This window comes from Nocardiopsis prasina DSM 43845, from assembly GCF_000341265.1.
GTDB classification, from domain to species: domain Bacteria; phylum Actinomycetota; class Actinomycetes; order Streptosporangiales; family Streptosporangiaceae; genus Nocardiopsis; species Nocardiopsis prasina.
In genome coordinates this window covers 1-24,213 of the sequence record NZ_ANAE01000091.1, presented here as the reverse complement: position 1 = coordinate 24,213, position 24,213 = coordinate 1, and the positions used below count along the sequence as shown (strand labels likewise).

Genomic DNA, 24,213 nt, shown 5'->3' with positions numbered 1-24,213 from the left:
GGCCCTGTTCAGCAGGAAGAGCGGTGCAGGGGTCGCACCGCGGTGAGGTGCGGGCGGTGAGGAGCCGCCACCGTCGGGGGCGCGATCGGTGGAGTAGGTGGTGGGGCAACCACCGGGCCGCCCGGGGGCCCGGGTCAGGCAGGGGGAGCGACCGTCCCTCCGCTGGTGATCTCGGGCGGGATGAGCTCGTGTCGTTGGCTGGAGTCGGTGGGCTCTCCTGACACGGCGGCGACGGCCAACCGTGTCACGGCGGACGACATCCGCTCCACGGGCAGCTCGATCCGTGTCACATCGAGCCCGCCGAGGTCTTCGGGGAAGCTTCCGATAGCCACCAGTGAGACGTCCCCGGGCACGTCGATCCCGCGTTTGGCGAGGTGCCGCAGGATGCCGGGCACGGCCGCCGGGTGTTGGACGGCGAGCGCGGTGGGGGCGTCATCGCCCTCGAACAGCGCGTCCAGCCGCCGGTGCAGCTCGGCGGGGTCCTTCGTCGAGGGGAGGGTGCGTACGGCCACGCCGAGTTCGGTGGCGGCGCGTTCGGCTCCGCGCAGGCCGCGTACTGAATAACTGCGCCCCGAGGCGATGTCCTCCTCGACCGTGGACAGGAAACACAGGTTCCGGTGCCCGGTCTCACGCAGCAGGCGCAGCGACGCGACCGCGGCTTCCTCCCAGTCGAGATCGGCCCAGGGGGCGGAGTCCTCGTCATCAGGACGACCGAGAACGACCACGGGGAACCCCAGCGCGTCCATCGCGCTGATGCGGGGGTCCCGCATCTCGACGCCCATGACCAGCGCGACGTCGGCGAGCCTGCTCCGCGCGGTGCGTTCCAGTCCGAGCGTTCCGGCGTCGTCACCGCGGACGGTCAGGACCAAGAGGTCATAGCCCAGCTCCCCGGCGGCGCGGCTCAGCCCGTACATGAATCGTCCGCCGACCGGCAGATACCCGGGCGAGGCCAGCGGCAGGGCCAGAGCGATCACGTTGGTGCGCGTGCTGCGCAGGGAGCGCGCTCCCGCGTTGGGGTGGTATCCCAGCTCGTCGATGGCCGCCCGCACCGCGATCCGGGTCGGTTCGGAGACCTTCCGAGATCCGCTGAGCACGTAGGAAACCGTGCTCGGTACCACTCCCGCCGCTGCGGCGACGTCCTTGATGGTGACCATGGTCCCTCCCGACTGAATCGAATCGATTCGACGAATGGATGAAAAAGCATCGAATCGATTCGATGAGTGGGATCATGGTAGAAATCACTCGCCCCTGTGACAACCCCCTCATTGCGGTCTCATTCTCGGGCCAGGTGTGACCACGGCGATCGTGCCCGTCGTGCGACACGGAGGGTTCAGGGCCCGTCGGCCGGGCCGGTGAACAAGCGGAAGAGGGAGTCGCCGAACCTTCGGGGCAGGCTGATTCCTGTCTGGGGTTCCGTGGCGCGTGGGGCGGCACTGCCCCGGTCAGGCGGTCGTTGGTGGCCCACGACCGCCTGACCGGGACACGCGTTTCCGATCAGAGACCCGGCCCCGGTGGCCGTGCTCCCAGAGTCAGGGTCCGGGCTTCACCGGTTCCGAGCCCCTAGAGCCTGCTCGATCGCACTCTGAACGCTCGCCTGGAGCAGGTGGACCTTGTAGCCGGTGGCGGGCAGCGGGGAACAGAGATCCGCGACTTCCTCCAGAGCCCGCTCCACCCCCTGGTCCAGGGCCCGACCGGGCACCGCGCCCACCAGGGCCCGCTCCGGCCCGGGCAGCCGCAGCGGGGTGCGGGCCACCCCTCCCACGGCCACCGACGCGCGCGTCACCGGCCCCCGTCCCTCCTCGGCGCACTCCAGCCGGGCCACCACCTCGACCAGCGGCCACTCCGCCCTGGAACGCCCCGCCACCCGCAGGTGGGCCGCGCGCTCACCCGGCACCGGGCGGGGCAGGGCCACCGCGACCAGCAGGTCGCCGGGGGCGAGCACGTGGTCACGCGTGGGGTCGGCGCCGTCGTACAGCTCGGCCAGGCCCCGCTCGACCTCCGCCCCCGACCCTCGCTCCAGCACCACCACGGACGCGTCGTAGGCCAGCAGCGCCACCGCCAGCGACGACGGGTGCGGGGCCGCGCACGGGCCCTGGTCCACCACCACGCCGCGCAGGTGGTCACCGGAACGGGCCGGGCACGAGTCCCCGCCGGTCTGGAAGCAGTCGAAGGCCGGGTTGCGCAGGTAGGGGCAGCGGTTGCGCTGGAGCAGGTTGCCGCCCACCGTCGCCGTGCCCCGGATCTGCGGGGTCGCCAGTGCCCGCGCGGTGGCCGCCAGCCCCGGGTAGGCCCCGGCCAGAAGCGGGTCGGCGCCCAGTTCGGCGACGGTGGTCATCGCACCGATCCGCGCCGAGCCGTCGTCCGCCCAGCGGACTCCGCGCAGTTCGGGCACGTCCAGCAGGTCCACCAGGGGGCCGGGCGCGGTCACCCCGGCCTCCACACAGGTGGCGATGTCGGTGCCCCCGGCGCGCGGGCGCGCGCCGCCCTCGACCAGGTCCCGGGCGGCCCCGGCCACATTCGTGGGGCGGGTGACGGTCGGGATGACGGGCCCTCGCGTGGTGTTCAACGCAGTCCTCCGATCAGTCGGTCCGGGCGCAGCGGAAGGTCGTGCGGGCGCCAGCCGGTGGCGTCGTGCACGGCGTTGCCCAGGGCCGCCGCCACACCCACCACCGAGACCTCACCCAGACCGATCCCACCGCCCACCACGTGTTCGAACCCCTCCTCGTGGAAGTACACCTCGGTCTCCGGCACGTCCCCCATCCCGGGGAGGCGGTAGTCCTCCAGGTCGTCGGAGAGCACCACCCCCGTGGCGGGGTCGTCGCGCCGCTCCTCGTGGAGCGCGTAACCCACGCCCTGGACCACCGCCCCCTCACACTGGTTGCGAGCCAGTCGTTCCTGGTAGACGCGTCCGGCGGCGATCCCCGCCCAACAGCGGGTGGGTCTGACACGACCGAGCCGGGTGTCCACCTCCACCTCCATCACGTGGACGGCGCCGCTCATCCCGCGCCCGACCGCGAGGTCGCCCATGTTCGGGGTCAGCTGACCCCAGCGGTCCCGGCGGCGCTCACCGACCACGCTCACGCCCTCGGCGGCGGCCAGCGCCTCCTTGAGAACGTGCTCGGGTACGGGGCCCGAGGCGGGCACGTCGGGAGAGCGCTCTCGCAGGGCCTCCCGCAGCCGGTCGGCGGCGTCGACGGCGGCCGGACCCATGGAGGTGGTGGTCCGGCTGCCGAAGGAACCGGTGCCGTGCACCGACGAACTCCGACCGATCTCCACCCGGAGGTCCGCGGCGTCCACACCGAGCCGCTCGGAGACCACGCCCCCGAGCACGGCGCGGATCCCGGTGCCGATGTCCTGGGTGGCCGAGCGCACCACCAGGGAACCGCCCTCCACCGCCAGTTCCACTCGGGCGTCGGGGGCGAGCAGGTACGGCCAGCCAGCGGCGGCCATCCCCACCCCGCGCCGGAACCGCCCGGTGCGGGCACCGCGCGGCCGGTCCCGCCACAGCGGGAGGTCGGCGACCCGTTCGTACAGCGCCTGGCGCTTGGGGTTGCCGTCCCAGCGGCGGCGCAGGGCCAGCGGGTCCTCGCCCAGCCGGTGCGCCATGGCGTCCACGGCCTGTTCCAGCGCCCAGGCCATCGGGGGTCCACCCGGCCCCCGCATGGGCGCCGCCGGAGGCCGGTTGGTCACCACGTCGTAGTCACGCACCCGGCGGGGCGAGCGGCCGTACATCAGCGCGGCCAGGATGGCCGCGTTGGAGCCCACCGAGACCCCGCCGTCGCCGTAGGAGTCCACGCTCAGCGCCCGCAGGGAGCCGTCCCCTCCGGCCAGCAGGGCCACCCGGGTCCGGGTCCCGGGCCGGTACCCGGCGTCGGTCAGCTCCTCGGAGCGGTCCAGGCTCACCCGCACCGGGTGGCCGGTCACCCGGGCCAGTTCCACAGCGGCCACCACGTCCGGGGAGAGCGAGTTCTTGGCCCCGAACCCGCCGCCCACGTACTCGGCCACCAGGTGCACCCGCTCCCGGGGCAGTCCCCAGCGGCTGGCCGCCTTGTCGGCGATCTTGCCGACCGACTGGGTGGACACGTGCAGGAACAGGTCACCGTCCACCCACGAGGCCACGCTCACGTGCGGCTCCAGCGGGCTGTGCACCTGGGCGGCAGTGGTGTACTCCTCGGCCACCAGCAGCGGGTCCCGGCGACGTGCGGCGGCTCGAATCCGGGCCACGGCGGTGGGCCCGCGCCAGCTGATCACCCCGGGGCCGCGCAGGTTCCCGTTCCAGGGGGCCGGGGGTGTGGGGGCCTCGCCGTAGGCGGGCGCGGCGTCGCGCTCCTCCTTGGTGCGGTAGAGCACGGGTGCGTCCGGAGCGGTCGCGGTCCGGGGGTCGGTCACCGAGGGCAGGGGATCGAGGTCCACTCGTACCGCCTCGGCGAGTTCCCGCGCGAGCGCCCGGGTCGGAGCGGCGACCGCCGCGATCGCCTGGCCGACGTAGCGCACCACGCGCTCCTCGCCGAGCAGGTCCACCAGGGGCGGAGGGGAGCCGTCGGGGCCGGGGTCGGCGCTCACCTTGGCCACCCGCGCGTGCGGCACCTTGGAGCGCACGATCACGCCCTCCCAGGTGCCGGGCGGGGCGTGGTCCGCGCTGAACCGGGCGCGTCCGGTCACCTTGTCGGGGGCGTCGGAGCGCGGCGGGGCCTGGTCGGGTTCGGTGTCGAACTCCCCGGCGCAGGCGGCGGCCACGGCCGCGAAGATCCCTTCGTAGGCGCCGCACCGGCACAGGTGTCCGGCCAGCGCGTCGGCGACGGCGGCGCGGTCGGGGCGGGTGTCCCCGTGTTCGGCGCGCCAGGTGTCCACGAACACCGAGGCCTCCACGGCGAAACCGGGTGTGCAGTAGCCGCACTGGAGTCCGTCGTGGGCGGCGAGGGCGCGCTGGGCGGGGTGCAGGCCGTCCAGGCCCTCCACGGTGGTGGTGGACCGGCCGGTGAGGTGGTCGGCGGGGAGCAGGCAGGAGGCGGTGGGCGCTCCGTCGACCAGGATCGTGCAGGCCCCGCACACGCCGGAGCCGCAGGCGATCTTGGTGCCGGTCAGGCCGAGTCGGTCGCGCAGGTGGTCGGCGGCGCTGAGGCCGGGGTCGTCGGGGGCGGGGGAGGGTGCCCCGTTGACGCTGGTGTCCATGGGCGGCTTCCCGGGGAGGGGGCAGAAGTTGGCATTGACAACTTAAGGCGGCGAAAAGTCCGGTGTCAAAGGCCCCGGGAGGCGCCACCGTTGTTACCTGCCGGTTTGTGCGGATGTTCCTTGCGTGTTCGATGTGACGCCCGTTACTCTGGCGGAATCTCTATTCCGCCATGAGGAATAGTGTTTCCGAATTCAATGAACCCCCTGTGGAGGGCCCGCATGGCAGCAGCCACGGAAGCCGAAGCCCCCGAACGCCCACGCCCCCGCTTCTACCGGTCCCTGTTCTTCCAGGTGATCGTCGCCGTCGTGGTGGGTGTGCTGATCGGACACCTGTGGCCCTCGTTCGGTGAGAGCCTGCGCCCGCTGGGCGACGGCTTCATCCGACTGATCAAGATGCTCATCGCCCCGCTGATCTTCTGCGTGATCGTCACCGGTATCGCGAAGGTCGGAGACCTGGGCGCCGTGGGCCGGATCGGCATCAAGGCGCTGGTGTACTTCCAGGTCGTGACGGCCTTCGCGCTGCTCTACGGCATGGTCGTGGCCAACCTCCTCAAGCCCGGTGTGGGCTTCGAGGTCAACCCCGCCGACCTCGACACCGGCGCGCTGGAGGAGGTGACCCAGGGCGGCGAGATCCCCGGGTTCGCCCAGTTCCTCCTGGACGTCATCCCCGAGAGCGTCGTCGGCGCCTTCGCCGAGAACTCACTCCTCCAGGTGCTGTTCTTCGCCGTGTTCGTCGCGCTGGCCCTGTCGAAGCTGGGGGAGCGGGGCAAGCCGATCCTCGACCTCATCGACCGCTTCACCGACGTCATCTTCACCTGCATCGGCTGGATCATGCGCGTCGCCCCGCTGGGAGCCCTGGGCGCGATGGCCTTCGTCATCGGCGCCTACGGCCTGTCCTCGCTCAGCAGCTTCGGCATGCTCATCATCGCCTGCTACTCCGCGGCGGCCGTCTTCCTGCTCGCCCTCGCGGTCATCGCCCGCGTGCTGGCGGGGGTCAACCTGTGGAAGTTCCTGCGCTACACCAAGGAGGAGTTCGCCCTGGCCATCGGCGCCGCCTCCTCCGAGGCGGTCATGCCGCGCATCATGCAGAAGCTGACCAACGCGGGCTGCTCCAAGGCGACCACCGGCCTCGTGGTGCCCACCGGGTACTCCTTCAACCTCGACGGCGCCGCCATCTACCTGCCCATCGCCGCGCTCTTCCTCGCCCAGGCCTTCGGCGCGGACCTGAGCATCGCGGACCAGCTGATGATGGTGCTCATCCTCCTGCTGACCTCGAAGGGCATGGCCGGGGTCCCCGGATCGGCCTTCCTCGCCCTGTCGGCGACCGCCACCGCCCTGGGCGCCTTCCCGGCCGCGGGCGTGGCGCTGCTCCTGGGCGCGGACCGCCTGATGGACACCATGCGCGTGTCCATCAACCTGCTCGGCAACTGCGTGGCCACCTTCGTCATCGCCAGGTGGGAGGGGCAGCTCGACATGGAGCGCATGCGCGCCGTCCTCGACGGCAAGGAGCCCCCCGCCCCGGAGGAGGCCGAGACGGAGGACGACCGCGAACGCCACGAGGAGGCGGAGTCCGTCACGGTCTCCGCGCCCGCCCCCGAGGCGCACCGGGACGACACCGGCCCGAAGCCGGAACGGTAGCCCTCCGGGCTCCGGAACGGGGACGGCCGGGCCGCCGTCGGTGGACGGCGGCCCGGCCGCGCACAGGTGGGGCGGGGCCGCCGTGTCGCGGACCCGCCCCTGGTCAAAGACCCAGAGCGTGCATCGCGAAGTGGAAGGCGAACACCGCGCTGAGGATCCACATCAGCCAGCCGACCTCGCCGAACCGGCCCTGCGCCGACTTGATCACGGTGTGGGCGATGATCCCGATCCCGATCCCGCTCGCGATGTCGTAGGCGAACGGCATGATCGCGATGGTCAGGAACGCCGGGACGGCCACCGACACGTCCGTCCACGCGATCTGCCCCACGTGCATCATCATCATGGCGCCGACCAGCACCATCGCCACGGACGCCGCCTCGGCGGGCACCATGCCGAACACCGGGGCGAAGAAGACCGCGCTCAGGAACAGCAGCCCCGTCACCACGCTGGCCAGACCGGTCCGCGCCCCCTCGCTCACGCCCGCCGTGGACTCGACGAACACCAGGGTCGCCGACGAGCTGGTCAGACCACCCGTCACGGCACCGGCGCCGTCGGTGACCAGGATCTGGTTCACCCGGGGCATCTGCCCGTCAGCGTCGGCGATGTTGGCCTTGGTGCCGATCGCCAGGATGGTGCCCAGGGCGTCGAAGAACCCGGCCAGCACCAGTGTGAAGAGGATGACCCCGGCGGTGGCGGGCCCGGCCGTGGTCCACGCGCCGAACATGTCCACCTGGAAGAGCAGGCCGAAGTCGGGCGTGGACACCGGGCTGTCGGGCAGCGCCGGAACGCCGCCGCCCCAGGAGTCGGGGTCCAGCCGCAGCGCGGAGTGCAGCACGACGGCGAGGACGGTCGCGCCGACGATCCCGTAGAAGATCGCCCCGGGCACCTTCCTGGCCAGCAGTACGCTGGCCAGGACGAGTCCGACCACGAACACCATGACGGGCCACCCGTCCAGGTGTCCGCCGCCGCCCGCGGCCCCGATCTGGAGCAGGCTGCCGCCGTCGCTGGCGCTGACGAACCCCGCGTTGGTCAGGCCGATCAGCGACACGAAGAGGCCGATACCGACCCCGATGGCCAGCTTGAGGTTGTGTGGGAGCGCGTTCATCACGGCGGTGCGGACGCCTGTGACGACCATCAGGATGATGGCCACGCCCTGCCACACGACCAGGCCCATCACCTCGGGCCAGGCCATCTGCGGGGCCGCCTGGTAGGCGACGACCGCCATCACGCCCAGGGCGGCCGCGCAGGCGATGGGCGCGCGGCCGACCACACCCATCAGGATGGTGACCAGCCCCGCGGCCAGAGCGGTCATGGTGGTCAGCTGGCCGGCGGACAGGTGGTCGCCGTTCACGTCGGCCACGCCGCTGAGGATGATCGGGTTGAGGACGATGATGTACGCCATCGCCATGAACGTGGTCAGTCCGCCGCGGACCTCCTGCCCGAAGGTGGAGTTCCGCTCGGAGACGAAGAAGAACCGGTCGAGCCAGGATCGATCCGTACCAGCGCGCGGGCCCGGCCGCGCGCCGGTGTCGTGGGATTCGGTCACGTCCCCTCCTGGAGGGATATGAGCACGGTGGGTAGCACCATGGGTGGGGGGTTTGCTACATCGTGTAGTCAACCTTGGGTGGTGTCAGGTCGTTTCCTTCCTGACGACCCGCCCCGGGGCCGAGGGCGTCGGAGATCCGGGGCGGGCGACTGAGGGGGCGGGGCGACGGGGTCACCCCGCCCGAGGCGGCCGCCGGGCGCGGCGGCCACGGGTCACAGCTCGATGCCGACGATGTCCTCCGGGCGCACCGGCGCGTGCGTCAGCGGACGCCCGGTGGCGGCACGCACGGCGGCCACGATCGCGGGAGTCGACGACAGCGTCGGCGGCTCGCCCGCCCCGCGCAGTCCGTAGGGGGCGTGCGGGTCCGGGTGCTCCAGCACGTCGATGCGCATCGGCGGCATGTCCAGGATGGTCGGGATGAGGTAGTCGGTGAAGGACGGGTTGCGGATCTCGCTGTCCTTGACCTGGATCTCCTCCGTCAGCGCCAACCCCAGCCCCTGGGCGGAGCCGCCCTGGATCTGACCGGCCAGCTGCTGCGGGTGGAGCACCTTGCCCACGTCCTGGACCGCATCCAGGGCCACCACCTTCACCAGGCCCAGATCGACGTCCACGTCCACCACGGCACGGTGCACGCACATTCCGAACTGCGTGTGCGAGGCCCCCTGCCCCAGGGTCGGGTCGAGCACCTCGGTGGGCCGGTGGTGGTGCTCGCGGGTCTCCTCCACGACCGTCCCTCCGCTGGCGGACTCGCCCAGGAGGTCGGCCAGGGACACCAGGACCCCGGCGCTCTCCGAGACGACCTTGCCACCGACCAGCGACAGCTCCGCGTCGGCCGCCTCAGACGGAACGATCCCGCGCTCACGGGCCAGCGCGAACACGGACTCCCGGACCGCCTCGCAGGCCACCTTCACCGCGCCGCCGGTCATGTACGACTGCCGGGAGGCCGAGGACGAACCCGCCGAACCCACCTGGGTGTCGGAGGGGGCGATCGCCACCCTCTCCACCCCCAGCTCGGTCCGGGCGATCTGTCCCTTGATCGTCACCAGCCCCTGGCCGACCTCGGCGGCGGCCGTGTGCACCAGCACCACCGGCTCACCGCCCACGATCTCCATGCGCACCCGCGCCGTGGAGTAGTCGTCGAAGCCCTCCGAGAAGCACAGGTTCTTCAGACCGACCCCGTACCCCACGCCGCGCACCACACCCTCGCCGCGCGTGGTCCCGGCCACGCCGCCCGGAAGGGTGCGCTGGTCGGAGGGGTCCTCCAACGCGGTCCGCTCCACCGGCATCGGCAGGTCGCGGGCGCGCTCCAGCATCTCCACCATGGGCAGTGGCATGTCGATCTCCTGGCCGGTGATGATCCGGGAGCCCTGCGCCATCGCGTTCTTGACCCGCAGCGCCACCGGGTGCATGCCCAGCTCCGACGCGAGCTTGTCCATCTGCGACTCGTAGCCGAAGCAGGCCTGCACCGCGCCGAACCCGCGCATGGCACCGCACGGCGGGTTGGTGGTGTACACGCCGTAGGCGTCCACCATCACGTGCGGGACCTCGTAGGGGCCGATGCCCAGCGAGGAGGCCACACCCACCACCGCGGGGGTCGCCGACGCGTACGCGCCGCCGTCCACGATGATCTCCAGAGTGGCGTACACGAGCGTCCCGTCGGCCCTGGCCCCGTGCTCGAAGCGCATCTTGGCCGGGTGCCGGTGGACGTGGCCGTAGAAGGACTCCTCGCGGTTGTACACGAACTTCACGGGCTTGCCGGTGCGCAGCGCCAGCATGGCCGCGTGGATCTGCATGGACAGGTCCTCGCGGGCACCGAAGGCGCCGCCCACGCCGGCCAGTGTGAGCCGTACCTTGTCCTGGGGCAGACCCAGGGCCGGAGCGATCTGCTTCTGGTCCACGTGCAGCCACTGCGTGGCCACGTACAGGTCCACGCCGCCGTCCTCGGCGGGCACCGCCATGCCGGACTCCGGGCCGAGGAAGGCCTGGTCCTGCATGCCCACCTCGTACTCGGTCTCCACGACCGCGTCGGCTTCGGCGCGCAGGCGCTCCAGGACCCGGAGCCGCTCCTCCTCCGACTCCGCGGCCGCGGCGAAGTCGCCGCTGCGGATGGGCTGGTGGCGCACCCGGTTGCCGCTCTGGCGGTACTCCTCGTGGACCGGGAGGGTGCCCTCCTCGTGCACGAGCGGGTACTCGGGGTCGTGGGCGGCCCGCACCGAGTCGCTCACCGGGGGCAGCACCTCGTAGTCCACCCGGACGCGCTCCATGGCCCGGCGCGCCGTCTCGGGGTGGTCGGCGGCCACCACGGCCACCGCCTCGCCCTTGTAGCGCACCTTGTCGAAGGCGAGCACCGGCTGGTCCTGGTACTCCAGGCCGTAGCGCTTGGCGCCGGGCACGTCCTCGTGGGTGAGCACCGCCTCCACACCCGGCAGCCGCAGGGCCTCGGTGACGTCGATGCCCAGGATGCGGGCGTGCGGGTGCGGGCTGCGCAGGGTCGCGCCCCACAGCATGCCCTCCATCCACAGGTCCGAGGAGTAGGCGAACTCTCCGGTGACCTTCAGCGTGCCGTCGGGTCGGCGGGGGCTGGCGCCCAGGCCGTCCTTCGTGGTGCTGGACAGGTCCGTGGTCACGGTCTTGGTCGTCGCCTTCATCAGCGGTTCGCCTCCTGCATGAGGGATCGGTGCGCCGCACGACCCCGCGCGGCGGCGGTCTCGGCGGACAGGGTGCGCAGCTCACCGCGGTCGACGACGGTGTCCCCGCCGACCAGGAGCCGTTCCAGGGGAGGGACGGGGCCGAAGGTCAGCGCCACCACCGGGTCGTCGATCACGTCGTGGCCGAACCCGTCCACCCGCCACAGGGCGACGTCGGCCTGCTTGCCGACAGTCAGCGAGCCCAGCTCCGCGTCACGGCCCAGCACCCGGGCGCCGCCCAGGGTGGCCAGCTCCAGGGACTGGCGCGCCGTCAGCGCCTGGGGCCCCTTGCGGGCACGGGCCATCAGCAGGGCCTGGTGCATCTCACCGGCCAGCCCCGTCAGCTCGCTGGACGCCGGGCCGTCCACGCCCAGGCCCACCTTCGCCCCGGCCTCCAGCAACTCCGGAACCCGGCAGATACCGGCGCCCAGACGGGCGTTGGAGGTCGGGCAGTGCGCGACACCGGTCCCGGTGGCCGCGATCCGGCCGATCGCCGCGTCCGACAGGTGCACGGCGTGCGCGAACCACACGTCCTCGCCCAGCCAGCCGAGCTTCTCGGCGTACTCCACGGGGGTGCACCCGAACTCGGCCAGGCACTGCTCCTCCTCGTCGAGGGTCTCGGCGAGATGGGTGTGCAGGCGCACGCCCCGGTCCCGGGCCAGCTCGGCGGCGCCGGTCATCAGCTCCCGGGAGACCGAGAACGGGGAACACGGCGCCACCGCGATCCGCGTCATGGACGAGGCGGAGACGTCGTGGTGGGCGTCGATCGCCGCGGCCGTACCGGCCAGGGCTCCCTCCAGGGTCTCCACCACGCTGTCCGGGGGCAGGCCGCCCTGGCTGTGCCCCCGGTCCATCGAACCGCGCGCCAGGTCCAGGCGCACGCCCACCTCACGGGCGGCCTCCACCTCGGCGGCGACGATGTCACCGCGCCCCGCCGGGTAGATGTAGTGGTGGTCGGAGGCGGTGGTGCACCCCGACAGCGCCAGGTGGGCCAGACCGGCGGAGGTCGTCCCCGAGACCACGTCGGCGTCCAGCCGGTGCCAGATCTCGTAGGAGCCCACCAGCCACTCGAAGAGTGTGCCGTCCGCGAACAGGCCCTGGGTGGCCCACTGGTACAGGTGGTTGTGGGTGTTGACCAGACCCGGCGTGGCCATGCAGCCGCGCCCGTCGATCCGCTCGACCTCCCCCTCCACCCGGGGGGCCGGTCCCGCGCCCACAGCGGTGATCACTCCGTCCCGGGACACCACGTGCCCGTCGGCGTACTCGGCGCCGTCCACGGTGACGACGTGGGCGCCCTCGATGACCACGGTCCGGCTCATGAGCCGCTCCCCGCTTCCTCGGCACGACGCCCGGCCGCGAGGTGCACGGCGTCGATGATCTTCTCGTACCCGGTGCAGCGGCACAGGTTGCCCGCCAGCGCCTCGCGGATCTCGGCGTCCCCGGGAGCGCCCACCGTGCGCTCCAGCAGGTCGTCGGTCTGCACCAGCAGACCCGGCGTGCAGAAACCGCACTGGACGGCGCCCGCCTCCACGAACGCCTCCTGGACCACGCCCAGGGTCCGGTCGCCGCCCTTGCCCGTCCCCTCGGCCAGACCCTCGACGGTGCGCACCTCGCGCCCCTCGGCCTGCCCGGCGGCGATCATGCACGAACACGCGGTCACACCGTCGAAGTAGACGGTGCACGAGCCACACTCGCCCTGTTCGCAGGCGTTCTTGCTGCCCGGCAGACCCAGGCGCTCACGCAGCACGTACAGCAGGCTCTCGCCCGGCCACACGTTGTCGGCGGTGACGTCCTCACCGTTGACGTTCAGATTCACGCGCATCGCGCGGACCCCTTCCGGTAGTCGGTGACGGACCAGCTCAGCGCGCGGCGCGCCATGACGGAGAGGGCGTGCCTGCGGTACTCGGCGGTGCCCCGCTGGTCGTCGATGGGACGGGAGGCCGAGGCCACGAGCTCACCGAAGCGGCGCACCACGGCCTCCGAGAGGGGACGGCCGTCCTCCCAGTCGAACTCACCCTCCAGGAACTCCTCGGCCGCCTCCGAACGCAGCGGCGTCGGTCCGGCCGAGCCGATCCCCGTGCCCACGGCCCGCCGCTCGGAGTCCAGCGCCAGGCTGAAGGAGGTCACCGCGATCACCATGGCGTTGCGGGTACCGATCTTGGCGAACTGCTGCGGTCCGGCGGCCTCGGGCAGCAGGACCGCGGTGATCAGCTCGTCCGGACGCAGTGCGGTCGTGCGGAACGACAGGTAGAAGTCGCGGGCCCGGACCCGGCGCGTGCCCCGCACCGAGGCGAGCTCGATCTCGGCGTCGGTGGCCAGCAGAGGCGGGTGCGCCTCCCCGGCGGGGGAGGCCCCGCCCAGGTTGCCGCCGACCGTGCCCCGGTTGCGGATCTGGGGGGAGGCCACCGACCGCGAGGCCTTGGCCAGCGCGGGCGCCCGGCCCGACAGGTGCTCGATGATCCGGGTGTAGGGAACCCCGGCGCCAAGGCGCGTGCGGTCGCCGTCCACCCCCCACTCGGTCAGCTCGGGGACCCGGGTCAGGTCGATCAGCGCCGAGGGGCGGCGCTTGTCGAAGTTCAGCTCCACCATCACGTCGGTGCCGCCCATGATGGGCACGCCGTCGGGGTGGGCGCTCCTGGCCTCTAGGGCCTCCACCAGCGTGGATGGCCTCAGGAATTCCATGCTCGTCCTCGTCCTGCGCAGTGCGGTCCGGTCGCGTCGATTCTGTCGCGACCTCTCCTTGGTGGGCGATGCTGTGAAGTAGAACACCCTGCTCGGGCGCCCGACCAGCCGTCGATGACATGAAGTGTCCGCGGAACGAACGGGCGGAGTTGGGCGTTTCCTACAAGCAGTGTCGGAGTCACGCCCCGGAACCGCCGGTGATGTCGTCGAACGCCCTGGTTCGGGGGCACACTGTCCTGATACGAAGCCACCATCCGGGGAAGCCGCCCCACCCGACCGACAGAGGGAAGCCCATGCAGATCAGTGAGCTGCTCGCCGTCAGGCGACTGCACCTGCGGTTCCTGGCGGGTGCCGAGCACGCCCACCGCGACATCCGCTGGGCCTACACCACTGACCTGCTCGAACCCGCCCGCTACCTGCGCGGCGGGGAACTCGTCCTCACCGGCATGATGTGGCGGACCCGCCCCGAGGACTCCGAGACCTTCGTGGCCTCTGTGGTCGGCGCCGGGGCCCTGGCCGTCGGGGCGGGCACCGCCCTGGGCGAGGTTCCCGACGACCTGGTCGCCGCCTGCGCGGCCCACGACGTCCCCCTCGTGGAGATCCCCCCGGAGACCTCCTTCGGCGTGGTCACCGAGGAGGTGCTGCGCTCCCTCACCCAGCGCCGCTTCACGACGATCGCGGAGACCCGGGACCGCCAGCGCCGCCTGATGGCCGAGGTCGCCTCGGGCGCCGACTTCCCCGACGCCTTCGCGTCCGCCGCCCGACAGGCCGGGGTCACCGCCTGGGTGGTCTCCGCGAGCGGTCGCCAGGTCGCCTCCTCCGGTGGGGCCCTGACATCCGAGGAACGCGAGGACCTCGCCGCCAAGGCCCTGACCTGGTCGTCCTTCCCGCACACCACCCGGGGCTCCGCGGGCGGGCAGGGCCGGGCCCTGACGGTCGTCCCCATCCGGACCAAGGAGTCGCACCCGCTCTCCAACTGGCTGCTCGTGTGTACCGGCGACCACGAGTCCTGGAGCGAGGAGGAACACGAGGCGGTCGCCGAACTCGTCTCCGTCAGCGTCCTGGCCCGCAGCCGCGACGAGGAGCGCTCCCTGACGACCGCGCGGCACCTCGAGGGGCTGCCACGGCTCCTCGCGGCCCAGCGCTTCGACGAGGTCACCGCCCTGATGCGCGGCACCGGTGAGGAGAGGGCCCCCGAGCCCGAGGACCGCGTGCACGTCGTGGCCAGTGCCATGATGCTCCCCGAACCGCGCGTGCCCGACCTGGCGCGCCGCGTGGTCGCCGAACTCGTGGCCGACCACCCCGGCGCCGTGGTCACCGGGGACAACGACGCGCTCGCCGTGATCCCCGTGGAGGGCCCTGAGGAGCAGGCCCGTGCCAGGGCCGAGGCCATCCGCGCCGAACTGGTCCACCGGGCCCGCGTCCTGGACGGAGGGCTGCTGGACTACCGGCTGGCCGTGGGGCTGAGCTCGGCCTCCCGAGGCGTGGCCGAGCTGCGCGGCGCCGCCGTGGAGGCCCGCCACGCCCGCCGCCTGGCGGAGCTGCGGGGCGGGCGTTCCCGCGTGATCGCCGGGGCCGAGATCGACTCACACGAACTCCTGCTGGCCTCGGTGCCCGAGGAGGTGCAGACCTCCTACCGCGAGCGCCTTCTGGGTCCGCTGCTGGAGTACGACCGCGACCACAGGTCCGAGCTCGTGGACACCCTGGAACAGTTCCTGGCCCACTCGGGTTCCTGGCAGCGCTGCGCCGCCTTCATGCACGTCCACGTCAACACCCTGCGCTACCGGATCGGCCGGGTCGAGGAGCTCACCGGCCGCGACCTCAGCAGTCTGGAGCACCGGGTCGACCTGTTCCTGGCACTCAAACTGCGGGACTGAGGCCCCCGATACGGGCCTGCGTCGTCGGTGGTGAACGTTAGAGTCCGGAGCGTGAGCACCGACCTTCTCGGGCAGTCCGAGACCACCGACGCCGACCTGTCCGAACTCGACCTGCGCGACGCCCTGTCCAAGGACCCGGGCGCCCCGCGCGTCCTGACCCGCTGCGACCTCAGCGGGGCCGACCTGCGCGACGCCGACCTGGTGGACGCGCGGTTCGTCGACTGCCGCCTGGACGGGGCCCGCCTGGACCGTGCGGTCCTGGAGGGGGCGGTGTTCACCGGGGGAGGGGCCCCGGGCGCCTCCTTCGCGAACACCGAGTGCACGGACACCCGCTTCGAGCGCACGGACCTGGCCAACACCCGCTGGCAGGGCGCGCTGCTCACCGACACCGTCTTCACCGGGTGCAGGCTGACCGGTGCGGGGCTCAACTCGCTCCGGGGGATCGGTTACTCCTTCGCCCAGTGCAACCTGATGCTGGCCCGGTGCAAGGGGTTGGTCCTGCGCGGCCAGACCCTGGAGGGGCTGCGCCTGGACGAGGCGGACCTGGCCTCGGCCGACCTGCGCGAGACGGTGTGGGTGGAGTCGCGGCTGCGCGGGGCCAACCTGGTCAACGCCCGGTTCACCGGTGCGGACCTGCGCGGGGTGGACCTGGGGGAGCTGGAGCTCCAGCAGGCCGGATTCCTGCGGGGCGCCACCATCGGTCCCGCCCAGGCCGGGATGATCCTGGGCTCGCTGGGCATCACCGTCACCGACTAGGCACAGGGCGGGCCGCGCCCCGCACAGCAGTGGCTGTGCGGGGCGCGGCGGTGTGAATCTACTACGTAAAGGTGCGGCGTCGTCTCACCGCTCCCACACCCCGGAGTCCACCGCGTCCCTCACGAACTCCTCGAAGGACCGCGGCTTGCGTCCCAGCGCCTCACCGACACCGGGCGAGACGTAGGTGTCCTTGCCCAGGGGGATGGGGGAGAGGGCCGAGGCCAGGTCGCGGGCCTCCTCCTCCGACCACCCCCGAGCCACGTGTTCGGACACGAACTCCTCGACCGTCACGGGCGTGTGGGTGACCTCGCGGCCCAGGCCGTGCGAGATCTCCCGGGCCACCTCGGTCAGGTCGAGCGCCCGTGACCCGGAGAGCTCGTAGGTGCGCCCGTGGTGCCCCTCCTCGGTGAGCGCCGCCACCGCCACGGCGGCGATGTCCTCGGCGTCGATCCAGGTGGCCGCCCCGTCCCCGGTGGGCAGGCGCATCCGGCCCGACCGCACCTCCTGGCCCAGGAACCCCTCGCTGAGGTTCTGGGAGAACCACCCGGGCCGCAGGATCGTCCACTCCAGACCGCTCCCGCGCACCGCCTCCTCGCCGACCAGGTGGGTGGGGACGAAGTTCGCGTCGGACTCGAAAGCCTCAGGGAAGTAGTCGCGGTTGTCGACCCCCCGCCCGGACAGCAGCACGATCCTCTCCAGACCGTGCGCCACCGCGCGCTCCACGAAGGGCGGGGTGAGCGGTTGGGGGTCGAACTGCACCACGTACACCGCCCGGGTCCCGGTCAGGACGCGGTCCCAGGTGGAGGGGTCCCGCCAGTCGAAGGTCCACGGGGAGGAGCGCGAGGCCGACCGCACCTCCAGACCACGCTCCCGCAGACGCCGCGCCACCCGGGAACCGGTCATCCCGGTCGCCCCGAGCACCAGCACCGGTTCCCCCGTCCCCTGGACGGAGCGCGTCACGAGACCCCCCAGCCCTCGTGGAAGGTGCGGGCCACGTAGTCCGAGAAGCCGCGCGGTTCACGCCCCAGAGCCTCCCGAACGCCGGAGACGTACGTGGATTCCAGGCCGCGCCGGATCGCCGAGAGCGCCACGGTCATCTCCTCGACCCCCGCCTCGGACCAGCCCTGCGCCACGAGGCCGCGCGAGTACTCCTCCTCGGACACCGGCTCGTAGCGGATCGTGCGGCCCAGCGCCCCGGAGATCTCGGCCGCGGCCTCCGACAGGTTCAGCGCCGCGGGGCCGCCCAGTTCGTAGGTACGTCCGTGGTGGCCCGGCTCGGTGAGGGCCGCCACCGCGACGGCACCGATGTCCTCGGTGTCGATCCAGGTGGTCGCCCCGTCAGCGGTGGGCAGCCGCAGCACCCCGGAGCGCACCCCGTCCGACAGCAGCCCCTCGCTGAAGTTCTGGGAGAACCAGTTCGGACGCAGGATCGTCCACTCCAGGCCGCTGGCCCGCACCGCCCGCTCCGCCACCAGGTGCGCGGGGGACTCGTCCCCGCTCTCGGGGTACGCGGGGCCGTCGACGCCGCGCGCCGACAGTTGGACGATCCGCTCCACCCCGAGTGCCACGGCTCGCCCCACGAACTCCGGGATCCGCGGGTCCTCGTCGTTCTGCACCAGGTACACGGCCCCTGCGCCGTCCAGGACCCGGTCCCAGGTGGTCGGGTCGTTCCAGTCGAACCGCCACTCGGAGGAACGGGAGGCCGCCCGCACCGCCACGCCCCGTTCCCTCAGCTGGGCCAGGACCCGGCTGCCGGTCATCCCCGTCGCTCCGGTCACCAGGACCGGACGTGTCGTCCGTTGTGTCGTGTGCTCTGTCATGACCATGATTCAACCCCGACAGTCTGAGACGATCCATGGCCCAGAAGCTCAATCGGATATCCCATCGTCTACGCTGGCGGCATGGATGCACTTTCGGACCTTCTGGACGGGGTCCGCGCCCGAGGGGCGCTCTTCAGCAGGTCGGTCATGAACCCGCCCTGGGCCGTGCGGTTCGCCCACAGCTCACCGCTCACACTGGTCACCATGGTGCGCGGACGGGCCTGGATCGTCCCGGAGGACGGCGAGCCTCTCGCGCTGGCCGCCGGGGACACCGCCATCCTGCGCGCTCCCGGTCCGCACACCGTCGCCCACCCCGCCACAGCACCGGTGACCTGTACGGTCCTGGACCGCGACACCTGCCTGGGGCCGGACGGCGCCGCCCTGCCCGAGGAGGCCAGCCAGGGGCTGCGTACCTACGGCGAGTCCCCGGACTCCTCGGACCTCCTGCTCAGCGGCTACTACGAGGTCGCCGGTGACCTCAGTCAGCGTCTGGTCTCCGCGCTGCCGCCCGTCCTGGTCGTCCCGGGCGACGAGTGCCACGACTGGCTCCGCGACCTGATCACCGCCGAGATCGACTGCCCGGCCCCCGGCCAGCAACTGGTCCTGGACCGCCTGCTGGACCTGGCCCTGATCACCATGCTGCGCGCCTGGTTCGACCGCCCCGGGGCCCGTCCACCCGCCTGGTACACCGCGATGGACGACCCGGTGGTGGGCCAGGCGCTGCGCCTGATGCACAACCGCCCGGACGGCCCCTGGACCGTGGCCCTGCTGGCCGAACACTGCGGGGTCTCCCGTGCCACCCTGGCCCGCGACTTCCGCGCGCTGGTGGGGGTCCCGCCCATGACCTACCTGGCCGACTGGCGGGTGGGGCGGGCCGCCGACCTGCTCCGTGAGTCCGACACCACCGTGGAGGCGATCGCGCGCAGGGTCGGCTACTCCAACGCCTTCGCCCTGAGCGCGGCCTTCAAGCGGCTGCGCGGCACCACGCCCACCGAACACCGCCGGGCCGCGTCGGGCGCGCAGCGGCCTGCGCCGAGGGGTAAGGAGGACCTGGTGGGCGCCGCCCCCGTCCCGGGCGGCTGAGGCGGTCGACGATCACCACGATCCGAACACCGTCTCGCGGTTCACCGAGGGCGTCGAGGCCCTCTGCCCGGTGGCCCAGGGGGTCGAGTTCGCCAGCAGGCGCGAACTCGGTCGGGACCAGGTCCTTTACGCCCTTGGAGGGGCTGTGGCCCCGGCAGCGCGGTTCCCGAGGCAGTTCCCGAGTGGGACCGGACGTCCGGGGCAGCCGCGACCCCTGCCAGGTCAGGTGTCCAGGGCCCGCGCCACCGCGGCCTGGAACCCGGACATCTCCGCCGCGCCGCCCTCGATCTCCCAGAGGCTGTCCTCCAGGACCCGCACCAGCGTCCAGGCGCGGGCCCGCTCGCGGTCCAGCCCCGCCACCTCGGTCAGCAGGTCGAAGCGGCGCCGGGTCTCCCGGACCGCGTCGCCGGTGGCCTCTGCCTCCTCCCACCGGTTGCGCAGCGCGGGCAGCAGCTCGAATCCCGCGTCGCCCACCAGCGGTTTGGGGTCGATGGCCAGCCACGGCCTCCGATCCGAACCGGGCAGCGGTGCCAGCACGTTCCCGTAGTGCAGGTCCCAGTGGAGCAGCCGGTCGCCGGGCTCGGTGGCCAGTTCTCGGGCGAGCCCCGCCCACCGTCCCAGGCGCGCACGGGTCCGGGCCTGCACCCGCTCGGAGCCGACCACGGCTTCGGCGTTGCGCGCCATGCGCAGCGCCATGGTCCCCAGGTCGCGCATCCCGGGCGGCCCGGGTCGGGCGCCGAGTCGGCCCAGCAGGGAGCCGATCACCTCCAGCGCCTCGTTCAGGGGTACGTAGTCCAGCCGCCGTGCGGGGTCCAGGGCCTCCAGCAGCATCGCCCCCGTGCCGGGGTCGTGGTCCAACAGCCGCACCGCGCCGTCACCGTTCCAGGCGCGCAGTGCCACGGGTTCACCCTCGGTCTCCTCGTCCACCGGCTGCACCTTGAGCACGGCCGGGGAACCGTCCGCCCGCTCCACCGGGACGACGAGCGCCACGGCGCCGTGCATGGGAGCCCCCGTGGGCCGTAGGCCCCACCGGTCGCACTGGCGGGCGGCCAACCGGGGCAGGTCCCGGGCCCAAGCGGGGCCGAAGAACCGGTCGAGCGTCGCGGCGAGCGCTGGCGGAACGGGGATCGGGGGAGTGGTCTCGTCCATGGTTTCCTTGGTCCTTCGTCGTCGGGTCGTGACGAAGGAGTGTCGGCGGGGCACGTGCCTAACGCGTACCGAACACCGTTACCTTCCCGGGACCCGTCCATGGGCCCGTCGGCCCCGGCGGAGGGCCTCGACCATACCGGCCAGCGCGGGTTTGGGAGCGTGGTCGTCGTCGAAGGGAAGCGCGGCCGTGTACCCCGGGAACCACTCGGGGATCCACGAGTGCGCGTCGCTCACCCCCCACACGGTCACGCCCACGCACCGTGACACCGCCAGGCAGGACTCCAGGACGTGCCGGTACTCGTCGGCCTGGGCCGAGAGGTGCTCGTCGCTGGCCGGTTCGGGGATGCGCACGTCCAGTTCGCTGATCTTCACGTCCAGGCCCAGGTCGGCGAAGCGCCGCATGTTCTCGGCCAGGTCCTCGGGCACGTTCCCGTGCACGAAGTGGCCCTGGAACCCGATCCCGTGCAGCGGCACGCCCTGGTCCAGCAGGTCCGAGGCGAGCTCGTACAGGGCGTCGGCCTTCGCGCCGCTGCCCTCCACTCCGAACTCGTTGATGTAGAGCTTCGCCCCAGGGTCGGCGTCGTGCGCAGCCCGCAGCGCCTCGGCGACGTAGTCCTCGCCCAGGGTCTGGTACCAGAGGTTCTCGCGCAGCCGTGGGGAACCGTCCTCGAAGGGTTCGTTGACCACGTCCCATGAGGCGACCCGCCCCTGGTAGCGGCCCATCACCGCGCCGAAGTGCTCTCGCATCACCTCGCGCAGCTCGTCGGGGTCGAAGGACCCCTGCGCCAGCCAGGCCGGCAGCTGGTTGTGCCACAGCAGCGTGTGCCCGCGCACCGACAGCCCGTGGTCCTCGGCGAAGCCCACCACCGCGTCCGGTCCGCTCCAGTCGAAGGAGCCGCGCTCGGGTTGGACGTACTGCCACTTCATGGTGTTCTCCGCCGTCACCGAGGTGTAGTGGTCGGTCACCACGTCCCGGTACTCGGTTTCGTGGGTCAGCGGGTTCACGGCCACGGCCACACCCAGCTCGATCCCGTGCGACCCCGCCAGGGCCGGGAGTTCACTCGACGGCTCCTGGCCCGGTCCGGGGAGGACCAACGCCAGCACCGCCACCACCAGGAAGACGACCACGCACACCGCTCCCGCCGAAAGCAGGACACCCCTTCCGCGCGTGGCCGAACGCCAGCCGTTCCGGACGGCCCCCCGTACCCCGTCGGCTCCCACCCTCTACCGGCCCCCGGCGGACACCGGGAACGCGGACAGGGCCCGCACGGTCAGCGTGCCCCGCCGGGTGGGCATCGCGGTGGGCCGCAGCCCGGGGGCCCGCTCCGCCAGCGCGCGCAGCGCGATCTCGCCCTCCAAGCGGGCCAGGGGAGCGCCCAGACAGTAGTGGGCCCCGCCGGAGAAGGACAGGTGCTCACCGGCGTCGGCCCGGGTGATGTCGAACCGGTCGGGGGCGGTGAAGTGCCCCGGGTCCCGGTTGGCCGATCCGATCAGGCACATGACCTGCTGACCGGCCCGTACCGGGACCCCCTGGACCTCGGTGTCCGTCCGGGACCAGCGTCCGGTGAGCTGGACGGGCGAGTCGAAGCGCAGGACCTCCTCGACGGCGCCGGTGGCCAGTCCGGGATCGGCGACCAGCCGCTCCCACTGTTCCCGGTGGCGCAGCAGCGCCATCACCCCGTTCCCGATCAGGTTCACCGTGGTCTCGAACCCGGCCACCAGCAGCAGACGGCACATCGCGCTCAGTTCGGCGGCGGTCAGCTCCCCGTCGTCGGTCTGCGCGACCAGGGTGGAGACCACGTCCTCGCGTGGTTCGGCTCGGCGGTCGGCCATCAGACGCGCGAACAACTGGTCCAATTCTGCCGTCGCGTCCTGGATCTCCCGCAGGTGACGCGCCGAGCTGGCCCCGTCGAGTGCCCCGCCGATCACGTAGCCGATCCGCACGAAGTCGGCGTCGTCGCGCTCGGGGACGCCCAGCAGGCGGCTGATCACCTTGATGGGCAGGGGCTGGGCGAAGTCGCGCATGAGGTCGAACCCGTCGCGGGCCAGGACCCCGTCGAGGAGGTCGGCGGTGATCTTCTCGATCTCGGCGCGGTACTCGGTCATGCGGCGCGGGCTGAACGCCGGGCGGGCGAGCTTGCGCAGCCGGGTGTGGTCCGGCGGGTCCCGTTGGAGGAAGGACAGGTCGACGGCGCGGTACTGCTCGGGGACCTCGACGCCCTCGGGCGGCTCCACGCCGAAGTCGCGCGAGCGCAGGATCTCGTCCACGGCGGCCCGGGTGGTGGCGGCCCTGAACTGGAGCCTGCTGGCAACCACCGGGCCCTCCTCACGCATCCTGCGGTAGGTCGGGTAGGGGTTCTGCCGCCAGGGCCAGTGCAGGAGGCGGCTGGGGTGGTCGCCGCGCTGCGCCGTGAGCCACGACACGCCGTGGGCCAGACGGAGCTGGGCGTCGATACGGAGGGTGTCGAGTGTCCGCATGCTTGATGGCTCCTCTCGGTGACCCTCCGAGCCTAGGCCTCCCGGCCCCCGTACCCGGGGCGAACGCGGGAGTTGGCCGTCTGTGGCCAGGTGGGAACCGCGCCCCGGGGACCGCTCGTTCCTTCCGTTCGCGTCGTTGTCCACGAGAGTTCCCCGGCTTCCTCCTGCGGGTTCGCGCGAACCCCGGGGCACCGGGGCGGATCACACATCGTGACGGTGGTCCGGAGGGGGTGGCCAAGGCCTAGACTGGGGCCCCGTTCGGTAGGAAGACGCCGCAGAGCCGGAGGTTGAGGACGTTGGGGCCGCTAGAGAACTCTGATCCGGAGCGGGTCGGTCGGTACCGGCTGATCGGTCGCCTGGGCGCCGGTGGCATGGGTCAGGTGTTCTTCGGGCGCTCGGCCGGCGGCCGAGCGGTCGCGATCAAGCGCATCCACCCGCACCTGGCCAGCGACCCCTCCTTCCGGCAGAGGTTCGCCCGCGAGGTCACTGCGGCGCGTCAGGTCAGCGGGGCGTTCACCGCCCCGGTCATCGACGCCGGGCCCGACGACGAGGTGCCATGGCTGGTGACCTCCTACGTGCCCTCGCTTCCCCTGGACGAGGCGGTGCAGGCCCACGGCCCGCTGCCCGAGGCGAGCGTGCGGGTCCTGGCGGCGGGCCTGGCCGAGGCGCTGGCGGAGATCCACCGGGTCGGGCTGATCCACCGCGATCTCAAGCCCGGCAACGTGCTCCTGTCGGAGGACGGGCCCCGGGTGATCGACTTCGGTATCGCGCGGGCCACCGACGGCACCGCCGCGACCCAGTCGGTGATCGGCACGCCGGGGTTCATGAGCCCCGAGCAGGTGCAGGGCTCCGAGCTCACCCCCGCCAGCGACCTGTTCGCCTACGGCGCGGTGCTGGCTTTCGCGGCGGCTGGGACCGGGCCGTTCGGTGAGGGCAACATGCCCACGATGGTCATGCGCATCATCAGCCGGGAGCCGGACCTGTCCGCCGTCCCGGAGTCGCTGCGCCACCTGATCGCGGCCTGTCTGTCCAAGGACGTGCGGGGGCGGCCGGGGCCGGGCGAGATCCTCGACTACCTGGGTGACGTGCACGCCGGGTCCTCCTGGCTTCCTCCGGCCGTGATGATGGGCGTGCAGGAGCAGGTGGCCAAGGTCAACAAGGCCCTGGCGACCTCGGCGGGCGATCCCGGCGCGACCGGCGGCCACCAGCGGACCGAGGCCCTCGGCGCGGGCGGGGCCGCCGCGCTGGGCGGCGCGGCCGGAGCGGTGGCCGGAGCCGCCGCGGCGGGCGCCTTCGGGGACGACCAGTCCACGCAGGTGGCGCCG

Annotated in this window: 18 protein-coding genes; 5 read left to right on the top strand and 13 right to left on the bottom strand. The window is 72.5% G+C overall.

Annotated elements, in window-relative coordinates:
- Window positions 1-134: 134 nt before the first annotated feature.
- The 3 genes from D452_RS0107030 to D452_RS0107020 form a co-directional block, all read right to left on the bottom strand.
- Entirely contained in the window at window positions 135-1,154 is a 1,020-nt protein-coding gene (locus tag D452_RS0107030; RefSeq protein ID WP_017543446.1) for a LacI family DNA-binding transcriptional regulator, read from the bottom strand.
- A 389-nt stretch (window positions 1,155-1,543) separates the two neighbouring features.
- Window positions 1,544-2,566 (bottom strand): FAD binding domain-containing protein, encoded by a 1,023-nt coding sequence (locus D452_RS0107025; protein WP_017543445.1) that lies wholly within the window; start codon window positions 2,564-2,566, stop codon window positions 1,544-1,546.
- Window positions 2,563-5,172, bottom strand: coding sequence for a molybdopterin-dependent oxidoreductase (locus tag D452_RS0107020; RefSeq protein WP_017543444.1), 2,610 nt, complete (start codon window positions 5,170-5,172; stop codon window positions 2,563-2,565). Before D452_RS0107020 ends, D452_RS0107025 begins: the two co-directional genes overlap by 4 nt.
- A 219-nt stretch (window positions 5,173-5,391) precedes the next feature.
- On the opposite strand from D452_RS0107020, the gene dctA reads away from it, so the two are divergent.
- Window positions 5,392-6,810, top strand: a complete 1,419-nt coding sequence (gene dctA, locus D452_RS0107015) for a C4-dicarboxylate transporter DctA (RefSeq protein ID WP_040693283.1) — start codon at window positions 5,392-5,394, stop codon at window positions 6,808-6,810.
- Between the two features lie 103 nt (window positions 6,811-6,913).
- Here dctA and D452_RS0107010 read toward each other — a convergent pair whose 3' ends face one another.
- The 5 genes from D452_RS0107010 to D452_RS0106990 all read right to left on the bottom strand — a co-directional run bounded on the left by D452_RS0107010 (window position 6,914) and on the right by D452_RS0106990 (window position 13,725).
- Window positions 6,914-8,356 carry an NCS2 family permease gene (locus D452_RS0107010; protein WP_017543442.1) on the bottom strand — a complete coding sequence of 481 codons (1,443 nt, stop codon included), beginning with the start codon at window positions 8,354-8,356 and terminating at the stop codon, window positions 6,914-6,916.
- Window positions 8,357-8,568: 212 nt separating this feature from the next.
- Complete coding sequence (locus D452_RS0107005) at window positions 8,569-11,004, bottom strand: xanthine dehydrogenase family protein molybdopterin-binding subunit (RefSeq protein WP_017543441.1); 2,436 nt, start codon at window positions 11,002-11,004, stop codon at window positions 8,569-8,571.
- Complete coding sequence (locus tag D452_RS0107000; RefSeq protein ID WP_017543440.1) at window positions 11,004-12,362, bottom strand: 8-oxoguanine deaminase; 1,359 nt, start codon at window positions 12,360-12,362, stop codon at window positions 11,004-11,006. Before D452_RS0107000 ends, D452_RS0107005 begins: the two co-directional genes overlap by 1 nt.
- Entirely contained in the window at window positions 12,359-12,865 is a 507-nt protein-coding gene (locus D452_RS0106995; protein WP_017543439.1) for a (2Fe-2S)-binding protein, read from the bottom strand. Before D452_RS0106995 ends, D452_RS0107000 begins: the two co-directional genes overlap by 4 nt.
- Entirely contained in the window at window positions 12,856-13,725 is an 870-nt protein-coding gene (locus D452_RS0106990) for an FAD binding domain-containing protein (RefSeq protein ID WP_026129046.1), read from the bottom strand. Before D452_RS0106990 ends, D452_RS0106995 begins: the two co-directional genes overlap by 10 nt.
- 293 nt (window positions 13,726-14,018) lie before the next feature.
- Between D452_RS0106990 and D452_RS0106985 the strand changes: the two genes are divergently transcribed.
- Window positions 14,019-15,602, top strand: a complete 1,584-nt coding sequence (locus D452_RS0106985; protein WP_017543436.1) for a PucR family transcriptional regulator — start codon at window positions 14,019-14,021, stop codon at window positions 15,600-15,602.
- A 51-nt stretch (window positions 15,603-15,653) separates the two neighbouring features.
- On the top strand, window positions 15,654-16,358 hold the full coding sequence (locus D452_RS0106980; RefSeq protein ID WP_017543435.1) for a pentapeptide repeat-containing protein: 705 nt from the start codon (window positions 15,654-15,656) through the stop codon (window positions 16,356-16,358).
- Between the two features lie 84 nt (window positions 16,359-16,442).
- Here D452_RS0106980 and D452_RS0106975 read toward each other — a convergent pair whose 3' ends face one another.
- On the bottom strand, window positions 16,443-17,318 hold the full coding sequence (locus D452_RS0106975; protein WP_017543434.1) for an NAD(P)H-binding protein: 876 nt from the start codon (window positions 17,316-17,318) through the stop codon (window positions 16,443-16,445).
- Window positions 17,315-18,178, bottom strand: a complete 864-nt coding sequence (locus D452_RS0106970) for an NAD(P)H-binding protein (RefSeq protein ID WP_026129045.1) — start codon at window positions 18,176-18,178, stop codon at window positions 17,315-17,317. The genes D452_RS0106975 and D452_RS0106970 overlap by 4 nt, the downstream gene beginning before the upstream one ends.
- Before the next feature lie 81 nt (window positions 18,179-18,259).
- Here D452_RS0106970 and D452_RS27840 point away from each other — a divergent pair, with 81 nt between their 5' ends.
- On the top strand, window positions 18,260-19,261 hold the full coding sequence (locus tag D452_RS27840) for an AraC family transcriptional regulator (protein ID WP_051061260.1): 1,002 nt from the start codon (window positions 18,260-18,262) through the stop codon (window positions 19,259-19,261).
- Between the two features lie 222 nt (window positions 19,262-19,483).
- Here D452_RS27840 and D452_RS0106960 read toward each other — a convergent pair whose 3' ends face one another.
- The 3 genes from D452_RS0106960 to D452_RS0106950 all read right to left on the bottom strand — a co-directional run bounded on the left by D452_RS0106960 (window position 19,484) and on the right by D452_RS0106950 (window position 22,888).
- Window positions 19,484-20,410, bottom strand: a complete 927-nt coding sequence (locus D452_RS0106960; protein ID WP_017543431.1) for an aminoglycoside phosphotransferase family protein — start codon at window positions 20,408-20,410, stop codon at window positions 19,484-19,486.
- 78 nt (window positions 20,411-20,488) lie between these two features.
- Window positions 20,489-21,544, bottom strand: coding sequence for an endo-1,4-beta-xylanase (locus D452_RS0106955; protein WP_275040716.1), 1,056 nt, complete (start codon window positions 21,542-21,544; stop codon window positions 20,489-20,491).
- A gap of 90 nt (window positions 21,545-21,634) precedes the next feature.
- Window positions 21,635-22,888, bottom strand: coding sequence for a cytochrome P450 (locus D452_RS0106950; RefSeq protein WP_017543430.1), 1,254 nt, complete (start codon window positions 22,886-22,888; stop codon window positions 21,635-21,637).
- Window positions 22,889-23,184: 296 nt separating this feature from the next.
- Between D452_RS0106950 and D452_RS0106945 the strand changes: the two genes are divergently transcribed.
- Window positions 23,185-24,213, top strand: a 1,029-nt coding sequence (locus D452_RS0106945; RefSeq protein ID WP_026129043.1) for a serine/threonine-protein kinase, incomplete at its 3' end; no start/stop codon positions are given.

Excerpts from the sequence above, each read along its gene's own strand:
- D452_RS0106990 (WP_026129046.1), bottom strand. The coding sequence starts at position 13,725 with ATGGAATTCCTGAGGCCATCCACGCTGGTGGAGGCCCTAGAGGCCAGG.
- D452_RS0106960 (WP_017543431.1), bottom strand. The coding sequence starts at position 20,410 with ATGGACGAGACCACTCCCCCGATCCCCGTTCCGCCAGCGCTCGCCGCG.
- D452_RS0107030 (WP_017543446.1), bottom strand. The coding sequence starts at position 1,154 with ATGGTCACCATCAAGGACGTCGCCGCAGCGGCGGGAGTGGTACCGAGC.
- D452_RS27840 (WP_051061260.1), top strand. The coding sequence starts at position 18,260 with ATGGATGCACTTTCGGACCTTCTGGACGGGGTCCGCGCCCGAGGGGCG.
- D452_RS0107020 (WP_017543444.1), bottom strand. The coding sequence starts at position 5,172 with ATGGACACCAGCGTCAACGGGGCACCCTCCCCCGCCCCCGACGACCCC.
- D452_RS0106995 (WP_017543439.1), bottom strand. The coding sequence starts at position 12,865 with ATGCGCGTGAATCTGAACGTCAACGGTGAGGACGTCACCGCCGACAAC.
- D452_RS0106970 (WP_026129045.1), bottom strand. The coding sequence starts at position 18,178 with ATGACAGAGCACACGACACAACGGACGACACGTCCGGTCCTGGTGACC.
- D452_RS0106950 (WP_017543430.1), bottom strand. The coding sequence starts at position 22,888 with ATGCGGACACTCGACACCCTCCGTATCGACGCCCAGCTCCGTCTGGCC.
- D452_RS0106985 (WP_017543436.1), top strand. The coding sequence starts at position 14,019 with ATGCAGATCAGTGAGCTGCTCGCCGTCAGGCGACTGCACCTGCGGTTC.
- dctA (WP_040693283.1), top strand. The coding sequence starts at position 5,392 with ATGGCAGCAGCCACGGAAGCCGAAGCCCCCGAACGCCCACGCCCCCGC.
- D452_RS0107000 (WP_017543440.1), bottom strand. The coding sequence starts at position 12,362 with ATGAGCCGGACCGTGGTCATCGAGGGCGCCCACGTCGTCACCGTGGAC.
- D452_RS0107005 (WP_017543441.1), bottom strand. The coding sequence starts at position 11,004 with ATGAAGGCGACGACCAAGACCGTGACCACGGACCTGTCCAGCACCACG.